Source organism: Methylomonas sp. Uni0009 (assembly GCF_054188105.3).
In genome coordinates this window covers 4225911-4239259 of the sequence record NZ_JBTAFN010000001.1, presented here as the reverse complement: position 1 = coordinate 4239259, position 13349 = coordinate 4225911, and the positions used below count along the sequence as shown (strand labels likewise).

Annotated in this window: 12 protein-coding genes; 10 read left to right on the top strand and 2 right to left on the bottom strand. The window is 49.8% G+C overall.

The features are described from left to right. The first annotated feature begins 245 nt into the window (after positions 1-245). On the top strand, positions 246-1466 hold the full coding sequence (locus ACWAU0_RS19630) for a UbiH/UbiF/VisC/COQ6 family ubiquinone biosynthesis hydroxylase (RefSeq protein ID WP_458137636.1): 1221 nt from the start codon (positions 246-248) through the stop codon (positions 1464-1466). Between the two features lie 5 nt (positions 1467-1471). On the opposite strand, the gene glnD is transcribed toward ACWAU0_RS19630, so the two are convergent. Further along, positions 1472-4117 (bottom strand): [protein-PII] uridylyltransferase, encoded by a 2646-nt coding sequence (glnD, locus tag ACWAU0_RS19625; protein WP_458137635.1) that lies wholly within the window; start codon positions 4115-4117, stop codon positions 1472-1474. Beyond that, on the bottom strand, positions 4114-4878 hold the full coding sequence (gene map / locus ACWAU0_RS19620; protein ID WP_033158773.1) for a type I methionyl aminopeptidase: 765 nt from the start codon (positions 4876-4878) through the stop codon (positions 4114-4116). Before map ends, glnD begins: the two co-directional genes overlap by 4 nt. A gap of 281 nt (positions 4879-5159) precedes the next feature. On the opposite strand from map, the gene rpsB reads away from it, so the two are divergent. The 9 genes from rpsB (at position 5160) to ACWAU0_RS19575 (ending at position 13334) form a co-directional block, all read left to right on the top strand. Next, entirely contained in the window at positions 5160-5903 is a 744-nt protein-coding gene (rpsB, locus tag ACWAU0_RS19615) for a 30S ribosomal protein S2 (RefSeq protein WP_020481858.1), read from the top strand. A 122-nt stretch (positions 5904-6025) separates the two neighbouring features. Then, on the top strand, positions 6026-6904 hold the full coding sequence (tsf, locus tag ACWAU0_RS19610) for a translation elongation factor Ts (protein WP_415878345.1): 879 nt from the start codon (positions 6026-6028) through the stop codon (positions 6902-6904). 83 nt (positions 6905-6987) lie between these two features. Further along, positions 6988-7707 (top strand): UMP kinase, encoded by a 720-nt coding sequence (pyrH, locus tag ACWAU0_RS19605; RefSeq protein WP_020481856.1) that lies wholly within the window; start codon positions 6988-6990, stop codon positions 7705-7707. Between the two features lie 4 nt (positions 7708-7711). After that, positions 7712-8269, top strand: a complete 558-nt coding sequence (frr, locus tag ACWAU0_RS19600; RefSeq protein ID WP_020481855.1) for a ribosome recycling factor — start codon at positions 7712-7714, stop codon at positions 8267-8269. A 12-nt stretch (positions 8270-8281) separates the two neighbouring features. Next, positions 8282-9046: an undecaprenyl pyrophosphate synthase gene (gene uppS, locus ACWAU0_RS19595; protein WP_415878344.1), complete on the top strand. Its 765-nt coding sequence runs from the start codon at positions 8282-8284 to the stop codon at positions 9044-9046. A gap of 40 nt (positions 9047-9086) precedes the next feature. After that, entirely contained in the window at positions 9087-10010 is a 924-nt protein-coding gene (locus ACWAU0_RS19590; RefSeq protein WP_033158770.1) for a phosphatidate cytidylyltransferase, read from the top strand. After that, the gene (ispC, locus tag ACWAU0_RS19585; protein WP_458137634.1) at positions 10007-11191 is read left to right on the top strand and encodes a 1-deoxy-D-xylulose-5-phosphate reductoisomerase; all 1185 of its coding nucleotides are present in this window, start codon (positions 10007-10009) and stop codon (positions 11189-11191) included. Before ACWAU0_RS19590 ends, ispC begins: the two co-directional genes overlap by 4 nt. Before the next feature lie 4 nt (positions 11192-11195). After that, positions 11196-12560, top strand: a complete 1365-nt coding sequence (gene rseP / locus ACWAU0_RS19580; RefSeq protein ID WP_458137633.1) for an RIP metalloprotease RseP — start codon at positions 11196-11198, stop codon at positions 12558-12560. 63 nt (positions 12561-12623) lie between these two features. Continuing rightward, positions 12624-13334 carry a DsbC family protein gene (locus ACWAU0_RS19575; protein ID WP_458137632.1) on the top strand — a complete coding sequence of 237 codons (711 nt, stop codon included), beginning with the start codon at positions 12624-12626 and terminating at the stop codon, positions 13332-13334. Positions 13335-13349: the final 15 nt, after the last annotated feature.

Sequence of the window (13349 nt, the reverse complement as noted above, 5' to 3'; positions counted from 1 at the left end):
CAGATCCTCTCATACTGAATAAATGCGCTAGCCGGTATTTTCCTTACCGGTAGTGCCGTTTATGGTTTTTCTGCCTGCTGCGTGTTAGAGTCGTCCCATGCGGCGAGAATCCCTGATTAACTTCGGAATTTCAGTTGGCGAAACTTTGTAATTCTACCATGTGGGGCGGCCTCTGTCATTCCGTAAAGCCAATGGCGGCGTCGTTCTCTCGTCTGGTCTCTAGTTTTAAAACTTTGTGAAGAAATATGAAAGAACAATTTGATGTGGTGATCGTCGGCGGAGGGATGGTGGGTGCCGCCGTGGCTTGTTGTCTGGGTGGTAGCGAGTTAAAAGTAGCTGTGATAGAAGCGCAGGTTTCAGAAGCTTTTTCCAGCGAGCAGCCGCATGATTTAAGAGTTTCAGCCTTAAGTATTGCCTCGAAGAACATTCTGGAAGCCGTCGGCGCTTGGGAAGGCGTGACGTCACGCCGTTATTGCCCGTTCAAACGCATGCGGGTTTGGGAAACGGCCGGCGATACCACGTTTAACAGCGATGACATTCGCTATCCCGAGCTGGGCTATATCGTCGAAAATCGCATCACCCAGCTGGCATTACTGGATAGACTGCCAAGTTTTGAGAATATTGAATTACTGATGCCGCAAACCATCACCAAGATAAATTACGACGGCCACGAATCGGAGTTGGTATTGGCGGATGGTCGCGTGCTTCAAGCAAAGTTGCTGGTTGCGGCGGACGGCGGGCAGTCGCGAGTCAGGCAGGCGGTAGGCTTGGGTGTGACCAGCTGGGATTACAATCAGCACGCTTTGGTGATTTACATAGAAACGGGCTATCCGCAACAGGACATCACCTGGCAACGTTTTGTGTCCAGTGGCCCGCAAGCATTTTTACCGTTGACAGGCAATTATGCTTCCATTGTTTGGTATCAATCCCCCGATGAAGTCCGGCGTTTACAGGCCTTGTCTTACGAGCAATTGCGGGATGAGCTGGTAGCGGCTTTCCCTGATTGCCTGGGTGAGGTCAAGCAGGTGTTAGGTGTGGCGAGCTTCCCGCTGAAGCGGCAGCATGCGCAACGCTATGTGAAACAAGGTGTGGCTTTGGTGGGCGATGCGGCGCACATGATTAACCCATTGGCCGGGCAGGGTGTTAATATCGGCTTGCTGGACGCTGCGGCGTTGGCGGAGATTCTGGTAGATGCCCGAAAACGCGGTAAAGACATTGCTGATCTGGCGGTGTTAGAACGTTACGAAGCGATGCGCCGCAACGAAAATCTGAAAATGATGACCCTGATGGATGTGTTTTATAAATCGTTTAGTAACGATATTTTGCCTATCAAGCTGTTAAGAAATCTTGGGCTGGGGTTGGCGCAGCGCATCACCCCAGCGCGCAATAAAGCTATGAAAGCGGCGATGGGGTTGGAAGGTCGTCTGCCGAAATTGGCGCGCGGTGAGCGCCTGTTGGCAAGATAGCGTCTCTAACCTTTCAGGCTCAAATATCTCAACATCGTAGTGCGTATCTGGGCCTTCTTATCTTCATTGCTGATCGGTAGCGACTGCTGGTCGCTGATGTAGAACATGTCTTCCGCGCGACTGCCTATCGTGGTGATTTTTGCGTCGTGCAGTTGAATATCCAGCTCCGTAAACGCCTTACCTATGGTCGATAGCAAGCCGGCGCGGTCCGTCGTCACTAATTCGATGACGGTGTGTTTATGCGACGGATCTTCCAGAAAGGTGATGCTGGTTTCTATCGGAAAGTGTCGGGCCTGGCGGGACTGCTTGTGGATATTCTTTGACGCTTTCACTTTTTTGGCGATTAAGCCTTGGCGTAGCGAGGTGCAGATATGTACTTCGCGATACAAGTCGTTAATGGCTTCGCCGGATTGTTCCAAAACCTGAAAACTGTTCAGTACGTATTGATCGGCAGTCGTGATGATTCTGGCATCCAGAATTGTCAGGCCCAAATGGTCCAGAGTCGCGGTCGAAATCGAAAAAATCTGCGCTTCGTTGCGGGTGTAAACGAAAATCTCCGCACTGCCGCGCTGGGTTTGCGGGCGCAGTAATACCAACGGCAGTTCGCTTTCCTGGCAAGCCGCGATGGCGATGGTGTGCCAGGCGATTTCGTCCGCAGAATAGCGCAGAAAATAGTCGTCGCTGAGATGCTGCCACGACTGCGTGATATTGGTTTTGGATATACCCAGTTTCAAAAGCTCGTCGCCCGCTTCTTTTTTGTTTTCCTGTACCCGTTCCGAGCGGGCCACCGGATTTTGCAGGCCGCGGTGCAAGGCTTGGTGGGTAGAAATATACAAGTCTTTAAGCAATACGTCTTTCCAGGCATTCCATAAGCTAGGGTTGGTGGCGCGAATGTCCGCCACTGTCAGTAGATATAAATAATTTAGCCGCTCTATACTGCCGACTTCTTGGGCGAAGGTGTGGATCACGTCCGGGTCGCTAATATCCTTGCGTTGTGCGGTCATTGACATCAACAGGTGCTGACGAACCAGCCAAGTGATCAACTTGGTATCGTGGCTTGATAATTCGTGCTGCTGGCAAAAATTGTTGGCGATGGTTTCGCCGAGCGTGGAATGATCTCCGCCTCTGCCTTTGGCTATGTCGTGAAACATGGCGGCGATGTACAAAATGTCAGGCTTTGAAATCAGTAAAAAAATATTATTGCAAAACGGCAATTCTTTATTGTGTTTGGCTAGCGAGAAGCGCCGCAAATTGCGGATAACGAACAATGTGTGTTCGTCCACGGTATAGATGTGGAATAGGTCGTATTGCATGCGCGCCACGATATTGGCGAAATCCGGCAAATAGGCGGCAAGTACACCGTATCGGTTCATGCGCTTGAGTTGGCTGGTAATGCCGCGCGGCTGTCTGAGAATATCCATAAACAGGCGGTTGGCCTGTTTGTTAGTGCGGAATTCGGCATTGATCAGGTGCAGGTTTTTGCGAATCAAGCGGATGGTGCTAGCGCGAATGCCCTTCAAAGAGGGCGATTGTTGCAAGATTAAAAAAATTTCCAGCAAAGCCAGTGGCTGTTTTTGAAATACGTCTTTGTGGCTGACTTCCAGATAGCCGTCAATCGATGAAAAATTGGCGGTGATAGGGATGGGAGTTAGGCTTTCCTTGTTGCTGATCAGTCTCTCGTTCAGCAGTTGCAAGAGCATTTCATTCAGGCGTTCAATGTCCACGACAGTTTTGAAGTAAAACTGCATGAATTGCTCGACGTCGGGTTGTTCGTTTTTATCGATGTAACCGAACTGGCTGGCTAGCTCGCGTTGGTAATCGAACACCAATCGGTCTTCGCAGCGGTTGGTCAGATTGTGCAGTGCAAAGCGCAGGCGCCAGAGGATGTCGCGAGCGGTAATAAGATTGTCGTATTCGGATTTCGGTAAAAAACCGTACTTGATCAACTCGCGGAGAGAGGATGCGTTGTAATGGCGCTTGAATACCCAGCTGATGACCTGCAAGTCGCGAAGTCCACCAGGGCCTTCCTTAATGTTGGGCTCCAGGTTGTAAGCCGTATCATGGTACTTACTGTAACGCTTTTGCTGTTCAGCCATTTTGGCTGGAAAAAATTGTTCCGATGGCCAGAGTGTTTCAGAATTTATCTGGTGTTTTAGATCGCTAAATAGTTCGGAGTTGCCTGTAATCAGGCGCATTTCCAGCAGATTGGTAAAGACGGTTTGGTCGTCCGCGGCAACCGCCAGGCACTCTGCTACAGAGCGTGTACTGAGTCCTGGTTTTAAGCCAATGTCCCAAAGAAAATTACAAAAACTGGATATCGGCTGTTGATAGTCTATCGGGTTGGCGGCGTCGAGCAGCACCAAGATATCGATATCCGAGTAGGGAAACAATTCGCTTCTGCCATATCCGCCGGTCGCAATTAGGCTATGGCGGCTGGCGGCTGCGTCGAGGAAATGTAGCCAGCAGGCGGTCAATAGATTGTCGATGAAGCGAGCTTTCTCGGTCAGCAAGCCGACGGTCGCCTGGTCCGGGTTAAAGCGCATTTTTAACTGCGCATTTTCTTCGTTAATCGCATTTTTGAATTTGGCGACCGGATTTTCGCCTGCAAAGCAGTCGAGAAAATCGTTTTCGGTGAACAGCGCTTGGCTCACAGTTCTTCCTGTCTCAGCGTCAAAATCTCGTAGCCCGTGTCGGTCACCAAAATCGTGTGCTCCCATTGTGCTGACAAGCTGCGGTCCTTGGTCACTGCCGTCCAGCCGTCGGCGAGGATCTTCATATGGCGTTTGCCTTGATTGAGCATGGGCTCTATCGTAAAAATCATGCCGGGCTCGATTATTTCGCCTTCACCGCGTTTGCCGAAATGCATCACGTGCGGATCTTCGTGAAATTTTTTGCCGATGCCGTGACCGCAGAACTCTCTCACGATAGAGTAGCGATTGCTTTCTGCATGTTTTTGAATGGCGTGGCCTATGTCGCCCAGGCGGGCGCCGGGTTTGACTTCTGCTATGCCCAAAAACAGGCATTCACGGGTGATGTCCACCAAGCGCTTGGCGTGTGGGCTGACCTCGCCGATGCAAAACATTTTGCTGGTATCGCCGTGATAACCATCCTTTATCACCGTAATATCGATATTGACGATGTCGCCGTTCTTTAGCTTTTTCTCGCTGGGAATACCGTGGCAAATCTGTTGATTAATGGATGTGCAAATCGACTTAGGGAAGCCGCGATAATTTAAAGGCGCGGGAATGGCTTGTTGCACATCGACGATGTAGTCGTGGCAGATTTGGTCAAGCTCTTCGGTGGATATGCCGGCAACGACGTAGGGGGCGATCATTTCAAGTACTTCGGCGGCCAGTTTTCCGGCAACGCGCATCTTGTCGATTTCTTCAGCGGTTTTTATGGTAATAGTCATCGGCAGGTGGCTAATTATTAGGATAAAAGCGGGTGCGGGCCTGGTTTTGCTATTTAATTCAAGATGCTCTCGCAGGCAGGCGCCGACAGGAGTCTATCAGACTTGAAGTTGTTGTGAAATTCTAATCATGGTATAAAGGTAAGTTCACTATGTAACCAATACTCACACTTGTCGACACGGTCGGTGGGGTGCTGAAAGTCTATTGCAGATTTTCGGTCACTGATCGGGGCGAGTGGAGGCGTAACCCAACGCCGAATTTTCGGCAATATTAGGAGAAGTAAATGGCAGCAGTGTCAATGCGTCAAATGCTGGAAGCGGGTGTTCACTTTGGACATCAAACCCGTTACTGGAACCCAAAAATGGCTTCATACTTGTTTGGAGCGCGTAACAAAATTCATATCATCGACTTGGAACAAACACTTCCATTGTTTAATGATGCGATGAACTACCTCGGCCAAATGACCGCCAACAAAGGTACCATCCTGTTCGTCGGTACCAAAAAAGCGGCGCGTAAAGTGGTAGCCGAAGAAGCAAAACGTTGTGGCATGCCCTACGTCAACCATCGTTGGTTGGGCGGCATGTTGACCAACTTCAAAACCATCAAAAAATCCATCAACCGTTTGAAAGAACTGGAAGCGATGAAAGCCGATGGCACCTTGTACCAACGTTTCAGCAAAAAAGAAGCTTTGGGCATGGAGCGCGAATTGGAAAAGCTTGAGCGTAGCTTGGGCGGTATCAAAGATATGCGCGGCACTCCTGACGCTATCTTCGTGTTGGACGTAGGTTATGAGAAAAATGCCATTATGGAAGCCAAAAAATTGGGCATTCCAGTGGTCGGCGTGGTTGACTCCAATAACTCGCCCGAAAAAATTGATTACGTTATCCCAGGTAATGACGATTCTATCCGCGCAGTGACTTTGTATTGCCAAAGTGCTTCGGCTTCCGTGCTGGAAGCGAAAGCCTTGCGTATGGATGCTTCAGCCAAAGCCGACGATTTTGTCGAAGAAGTCGTAACGGAAGCGTAAGTTTTAAACGCGCTCGGCCAAGGTGGTTGAGCGCCGCTGAATCTGGTATTCAGAACAGACTGTCTTTTAAACGCCTCCTTTGTGAGGCGTTTTTTTAGTTAATAAAATTTGAGGAAAAAACGATGAGTATTAGTGCGGCGATGGTCAAGGAATTGCGTGAGCGTACCGGCTCAGGCATGATGGAGTGTAAGAAAGCCCTGGTTGAAGCCAATGGCGATATGGAACTGGCCATTGAAAACATGCGTAAAGCCGGTTTGGCAAAAGCCGATAAAAAATCCGGCCGTATCGCGGCGGAAGGCATCATAGGTGTTAAAGTTTCCGACGACGCTAAAACCGTTGTTATGGTAGACGTGAACTGCGAAACCGATTTCGTTGCCAAAGGCGATGATTTTATTGGTTTTGCTAATGATGTCGTCAATAGTTTGTTGACCAGCAATGTCAACAGCGACGAAGAATTGCAAGCAATGGTACTGAGCACCGGCGTCAGCGTTGACGATACCCGTCGTGCGTTGATTGCTAAAATCGGCGAAAACATTACTGTGCGCCGTTTCGTTAAATTCACCACCACTGAAGGTGGTCAGGCGGCTTACCTGCACGGCAGTAAAATTGGCGTTATCGTTGAGTTAAGCAAAAACGATCCCGCTTTGGGTAAGGACGTGGCGATGCATGTTGCCGCTGCTAAACCTGAATATGTATCGGATGATCAAGTATCAGCCGATGTCATCGCCAAGGAAAAAGAAATTTTTGCCGCGCAAGCACTGGAAAGTGGCAAGCCTGCCGAGATCGTTGAAAAAATGATTGGTGGTCGTATCAATAAATTCCTGGCGGAAGTGACTTTGTTGGGTCAACCTTTCATCAAGGACGACAGCGTTACCGTTGGTAAATTGCTGGCATCCAAAGACAATGCTGTTGTGCGTTTTGCTCGTTTCGAAGTGGGCGAAGGCATTGAGAAAAAAGAAGAAGATTTTGCCGCCGAAGTAATGGCACAAGTTAGAGGCTAAACGCCTCGGAATAAACCCGGTTCGCCGGGTTTATTTATATCAGTTCGTTGCTTTTAACCCATGTTTACGGTGGATATTTGATTATGAGTCAATTGATTTGTCAGAGAATTTTACTTAAATTGAGCGGCGAAGCACTGGCGAGCGAACGCGGCGGCAGTATCGATCCGGATATAGTGCAACGCTTGGCTCAAGAAGTGAAAGACTTGTGCGATGCAGGTATCCAGGTCGGCTTGGTGATTGGCGGCGGTAATATTTTGCGCGGCGGCGAGAAAGCATCGGAAGGCCTGAATCGGGTTACCGGCGACCAAATGGGTATGTTGGCTACGGTGATTAATGCCTTGGCGATGCAGGACGCGCTGGAGTATCTCGGGCAGCCCGTCCGAGTAATGACTGCTCTGAAAATCAATCAGGTGTGCGAAGATTACATCCGTCGCCGGGCTGTCAGACATTTGGAAAAAGGTAGAGTGGCTATTTTCGCTGCCGGTACCGGTAATCCGTTTTTTACTACAGATACCGCCGCCAGTTTGCGTGCTATTGAAATTGACGCCGAGTTGATGATTAAGGCGACCAAAGTCAAAGGCGTTTATTCGGCGGACCCGAACAAGGTGGCTGACGCCGTATTTTATCCCCGCTTGACCTATGACGAAGCCATCGACCAACGTTTGAATGTCATGGACACCACGGCCTTGGTTTTGTGTAGGGATAACAATCTGCCCATGCGGGTAATGAATGTATTTGAGCCGGGAGCGATTATGCGCTTGATGCGCGGTGAAGATATAGGCTCCCTAATCGAGAGGAACTAACAGAATGATCAGCGATATTCAACAAGATGCCGCCAGCCGTATGGTAAAAAGCATCGAGTCCCTACAAAAAGCATTTACCAAAATTAGAACCGGGCGCGCGCATCCCAGCTTGCTGGACCAAATCAGCGTCACGTATTACGGTAACGAATCGCCCTTGTCGCAGGTAGCCAACGTCTCTGTCGAGGACGCGCGCACCTTGAAAGTCGTGCCTTGGGAAAAGAGCATGATCCAGGCTATCGAGAAAGCCATCATGTCGTCCGGCTTGGGCTTAAATCCCGCCACTCAAGGTACCGTCATCAGACTGCCTTTGCCGGCGCTGACCGAAGAGCGGCGTCGCGATTTGGTTAAAATCGTCAAAAATGAAGCCGAACAAGGCCGCGTAGCGATTCGTAATATTCGCCGCGATGCCAATGCCGCGATCAAAGATGCTTTGAAAGAAAAATTAATTTCTGAGGACGACGCGCGTCAAGCCGAAGAAAAGATCCAGAAGCTCACCGATCAATACATCAAGGAAGTAGAGAAGCATCTTGAAGAAAAAGAAGCCGATTTGCTTTCCATGTAATCGAGAGGCGTGATGACTGCTGCTGACAACGATAAACCGGCGATAAATAACGGCAATCCACGGCATATTGCCATCATCATGGATGGCAATGGCCGCTGGGCGCAAAAACGCTTGATGCCCAGAATCATGGGGCATTACGCTGGTGTGAAGGCGGTCAGGAAGATCGTCGAGTATTGTGCCAAAGAGAACATTGAAGTGCTGTCATTGTTCGCTTTCAGCAGCGAAAACTGGCGCAGGCCGCAAGATGAAGTGAGTTTGTTGATGGAACTGTTCATGAACACGCTGCAATCCGAGGTCGATAAACTCGACAAAAACAACATCAGATTGAAAATCATCGGCGATAAAAGCGCGTTTCCAGAAAAACTGCGGGAAAAAATCGCCGCAGCCGAAGGGCAGACCGCACAAAACGATGGATTGACATTGCTGATTGCTGCCAACTACGGCGGACGTTGGGACATCACCCAAGCTTTGCGGCAAATCGTAGCAGGGGTGAAATCGGGCGAGATCGACGAAAAAGCCATTTCAGAACAGCTCGTCAATCAATATCTGGTGACCGCTGAGTTACCCGAGCCTGATTTGTTTATTCGTTCCGGCGGAGAGGAACGGATCAGTAACTTTCTGCTGTGGCAACTGGCCTATACCGAATTTTATTTTACCGATGCGCTTTGGCCGGATTTCGATCAGCAAGCATTGGAAAAAGCTATCGGCAGCTTCAAAGGCCGGCAAAGACGTTTTGGGCACACTGGCGAACAAGTCATCGATAACAGAGTTCTCTAGGGATTTTTTCTATAACCATAATAATTAAAAAACCACACACATGTTATTAAAACGCATCTTAACCGCGCTAGTATTGGCTACCGTGGTCATCACGGCAGTTATGCTGCTGCCAGCCCTTTATTTCTCCCTATTTATCGCTGTGGTTACGCTGATCGCCGCCTTCGAATGGATGGCCTTGACTGACGTAAACACGCTTATCCGCAAAATACTTTTCCTCTTGTTTTTAATTGTGCCGATGTTGGGCGTTACTTATTGGACGGTATTGCTGGAGTTGCTTAGCGAGGCGATGGAATGGCCGGAAATCAAAGACTATTCGGATGCTTTAGAGTGGTTTGTTATCGCTCCTGTGCTGTTCTGGGTGCTAACAATGGTTTTGATCAGAAAAGCCGGTCCGCAGTTGTTGAATATCGAATTCAAGGCACGGCTCAAGACTTTCAGCGGTTGGTTGGTATTGCTCTCTGCCTGGATGTTTCTCAGCAAATTAAGAGCGTATTACGGTCCTGGCATGGTGATCTACTTTTTGCTGTTGATTTGGGCCGCGGATATTTCCGCCTTTTTTGCTGGTAAAACTTGGGGTAAAGATAAACTCGCGCCAGAAATAAGTCCGGGTAAAACCATTCAAGGCATGTATGGTGCTTTAATTTCCGCGGCTGTCTGCGGCATAGGTTTTACTATTTATGGTTGGATTACCGCGACTCAGCCAGAAGATGTTGACTCCGGAACGTTGCGCTTCCTCAATGGATTGGTGTGGACCGATATGTTGATATTGTCGGTGATGACCGTGTTGATCTCAATTTACGGCGATTTGTTTTTCAGTCTGATAAAACGCAAAAAAGGTGTTAAAGACAGCGGTAACTTGTTACCCGGTCACGGTGGCATTTTGGACAGAGTGGATAGCATCATTGCTGCCGCGCCTTTTTTCTATGCAGGGATTTTATTGATTGGTAGGGTGTTTTACGCATGAAAGGTCTTTGCATACTCGGAGCGACCGGCTCGATTGGCGTCAGCACCTTAGATGTGGTTGCGCGCCACCCCGACCAATATAAAGTGGTAGCGTTAACCGCCAACGGTAATATCGACGCCTTGTACGAACAATGTTTGGCCCATCGTCCTGAGTATGCGGTAGTCGCCAATCCGGATAACGCTCAAGCATTCAAGGACAAAATCGCCGGTTCGCCTCTTGCCGATATTAAGGTGTTAGCCGGCGCGGACGCCTTGACGCAAGTAGCAACCTTGGACAATGTTGACGCAGTGATGGCCGCTATCGTCGGCGCGGCCGGTTTGTTGCCAACCTTGGCGGCTGCGAAAGCCGGCAAAACGGTATTGCTGGCTAACAAGGAAGCTTTGGTCATGTCCGGGCAAATCTTTATGCAAGCCGTCGCCGAAAACGGCGCGACGCTACTGCCCATCGATAGCGAGCACAACGCAATATTTCAGTGCATGCCGGCTGGCTATACGACCGGGCATACTGCCAAACAGGCCAGACGTATTTTGTTGACCGCATCCGGCGGTCCGTTTCGGCAAACGCCAATTGCCGATTTGGATACTGTGACCCCCGAACAAGCGGTCGCGCATCCGAAATGGGATATGGGCCGGAAAATTTCGGTGGATTCGGCGACGATGATGAACAAAGGCTTGGAGTTGATCGAGGCCTGCCTGTTGTTCAACATGGATCCGGATGCGATCCAAGTAGTGATTCATCCGCAAAGTATCATTCATTCCATGGTCGATTACGTCGACGGCTCTGTGTTAGCGCAAATGGGCAACCCCGACATGCGCACACCTATCGCGCACGCCATGGCTTGGCCGGAGCGCTTTGACTCCGGCGTGGCGCCGCTGAATATTTTCGAAGTCAAGCACATGGATTTCGAACAACCTGATTTGCAACGTTTCCCGTGTTTGCGGCTGGCCTACGAAGCTATCAAAGCCGGCGGCATCATGCCGACCGTTTTGAACGCCGCCAATGAGATTGCCGTGGAAGCCTTTTTGAACGAGCAGGTTCGCTTTACCGATATTGCGCGCATCATAGAGCGAAGCATGGCCCAATTTACTGCCGATTGCGCCGATACGCTCGAACACGTCTTGGCAGCCGACCAGCAGGCCAGAGACGTTGCGAATAAAGTGATTGTCGAACTCAAACACTAGTTAGATGGATACTTTGCACACCTTGTTTTATTTCATCGTCGCCATCGCGGTACTGGTGGCGTTTCATGAGTACGGCCATTTTTGGGCGGCACGCAAGGTTGGCATCAAAGTTATCCGTTTTTCCATCGGTTTCGGCAAGCCGTTAATCAGCTGGCAAAAAAGCTCGGCCGATACTCAATTCGTCCTCGCAGCCATTCCGTTGGGCGGCTATGTGAAAATGGTCGACGAACGCGAAGAAGCCGTTAAGGCGGAAGATTTACCTTACACATTTAACCGACAGCCGCTATTAGCCCGAACCGCCGTCGTCGCAGCCGGACCGATTGCCAATTTACTGCTGGCCGTGGTTTTATTTTGGTTGGTGTTGGTCATCGGTGAAGCGGGCGTTAGACCGGTTATCGGTGGAGTGGAGGCCGGATCTCTGGCCGAGCAGGCCGGTTTTGCGGCAGGGGACGAAATAATCAGCGTCGATGAGACCGTCACGCCTACCTGGATAGAAGCTCTGGACACCTTGCTGACCTCGGCGATTGACGGCAAAACCGAGATCAGCGTAGTGACTAAAGCGATAGACGATAGTCAACAGGTACGTTTGATCCACCTAACGGAACAAGACGTGCAAACGCCGGAAACGCTGCATAAGCGATTGGGTCTGAAGCCCTGGGTGCCCACTATCAAACCGGTTATCGGCAAGCTGCTTGACGATGGTGTCGCCAAACAAGCCGGTTTACAAAGCGGCGATTTAATTATTAGCGCAGACGGCACCGCCATTACCGACTGGCAACAATGGGTAGATTATGTGCAGGCCCGGCCGGATGTTGAAATTAAGTTATTGCTGGAGCGTAGCGGCGCGCCATTATCCTTAAGCATAACGCCGCGTAGCGAACAGCAGGGTGAGGGCAAGGCTGTCGGCAAAATCGGCGCCGGTGTGGATACGCCGAAAGACTTGCTGGACTCCATGATGGTGACCCATGCCTTGTCTCCCTGGGATGCGGTTCCGGTCGCCGGAAAGCGAGTTTGGTTTTACGCGGTGACCACATTAAAAATGATGGGAAAAATGGTGGTAGGTTCGGCTTCCGTCGAGAATTTGAGCGGCCCCATCAGCATTGCTCAATATGCCGGTCAATCGGCTGAAATGGGATTTACGGCGTTTCTGAAGTTTCTAGGCTTGGTTAGCGTCAGTCTCGGTGTGTTGAATTTGCTGCCTGTCCCGGTGTTGGATGGTGGTCATTTGCTGTTTTTCGCCGTTGAGGCCGTTAAAGGCAGCCCGATTCCGGAAAGAATACAACTGTATTTTCAACAGGCCGGCATGTTGCTGTTGATGCTGCTGATGGGTCTGGCGATGTTTCTGGATATAGGCAGATTATTTCAATAACGCTGAACAAAGCAGCCGCGTTGTGGTCAACCACATTCATTTCTAATCTTCCCTGGTAATTACATGAAAAAAATCACACACACGCTGGCTCTGACGCTACTGGCTTTGACTAGTCCAGCATTATTTGCCGACGAAGCTGCGATAAAAAAAGCCTTGAGTAACTTTATGCCGGGTGGGCAGGTTGACTCGGTGAAACCATCGGAAGTCAAAGGTCTGTACGAAGTGTCTATGGGCGGCAATATCTTTTATTCATCCGAAGACGGTAAATATTTACTGCAAGGGCAATTATTTGACGCCGAAGCAAAGAAAAATATCACCGAATCTAAGCTGGCTGAGGTGCGTAAAGCCTCGCTGGATAAAGTCGGCGAACAAAAAATGATTATTTTCAAACCGGAAAACAGCAAATATGTCGTGTCTATCTTTACCGACATCGATTGCGGTTATTGCCGTAAGTTGCACTCTGAAATCGATCAATACATGGCGCAGGGTATTACGATACGCTATATGTTTTTCCCTAGAGCCGGCAAAGGGTCGGATTCCTATAAAAAGGCCGTCTCAGTCTGGTGTGCCGCCGACAAAAACAAAGCGCTAACTACTGCTAAGAAGGGTGAACATCTGGACGCTAAAACCTGCGAAAATCCAGTGGATGAACATATGGCCTTGGGTGAAGCGTTCGGTATGAACGGCACACCGATGATAGTCACGCAAAAAGGTAATATCCTGCCCGGCTATGTGCCTGCCGCGCAATTGGCAAAAGTGCTGGCCAGCGAATAAGCAAATACAAAAAAC

Coding starts and splice junctions, on each gene's coding strand:
- ACWAU0_RS19630 (WP_458137636.1), top strand. CDS start 246: ATGAAAGAACAATTTGATGTGGTGATCGTCGGCGGAGGGATGGTGGGT.
- map (WP_033158773.1), bottom strand. CDS start 4,878: ATGACTATTACCATAAAAACCGCTGAAGAAATCGACAAGATGCGCGTT.
- rpsB (WP_020481858.1), top strand. CDS start 5,160: ATGGCAGCAGTGTCAATGCGTCAAATGCTGGAAGCGGGTGTTCACTTT.
- tsf (WP_415878345.1), top strand. CDS start 6,026: ATGAGTATTAGTGCGGCGATGGTCAAGGAATTGCGTGAGCGTACCGGC.
- pyrH (WP_020481856.1), top strand. CDS start 6,988: ATGAGTCAATTGATTTGTCAGAGAATTTTACTTAAATTGAGCGGCGAA.
- frr (WP_020481855.1), top strand. CDS start 7,712: ATGATCAGCGATATTCAACAAGATGCCGCCAGCCGTATGGTAAAAAGC.
- uppS (WP_415878344.1), top strand. CDS start 8,282: ATGACTGCTGCTGACAACGATAAACCGGCGATAAATAACGGCAATCCA.
- ACWAU0_RS19590 (WP_033158770.1), top strand. CDS start 9,087: ATGTTATTAAAACGCATCTTAACCGCGCTAGTATTGGCTACCGTGGTC.
- ispC (WP_458137634.1), top strand. CDS start 10,007: ATGAAAGGTCTTTGCATACTCGGAGCGACCGGCTCGATTGGCGTCAGC.
- rseP (WP_458137633.1), top strand. CDS start 11,196: ATGGATACTTTGCACACCTTGTTTTATTTCATCGTCGCCATCGCGGTA.
- ACWAU0_RS19575 (WP_458137632.1), top strand. CDS start 12,624: ATGAAAAAAATCACACACACGCTGGCTCTGACGCTACTGGCTTTGACT.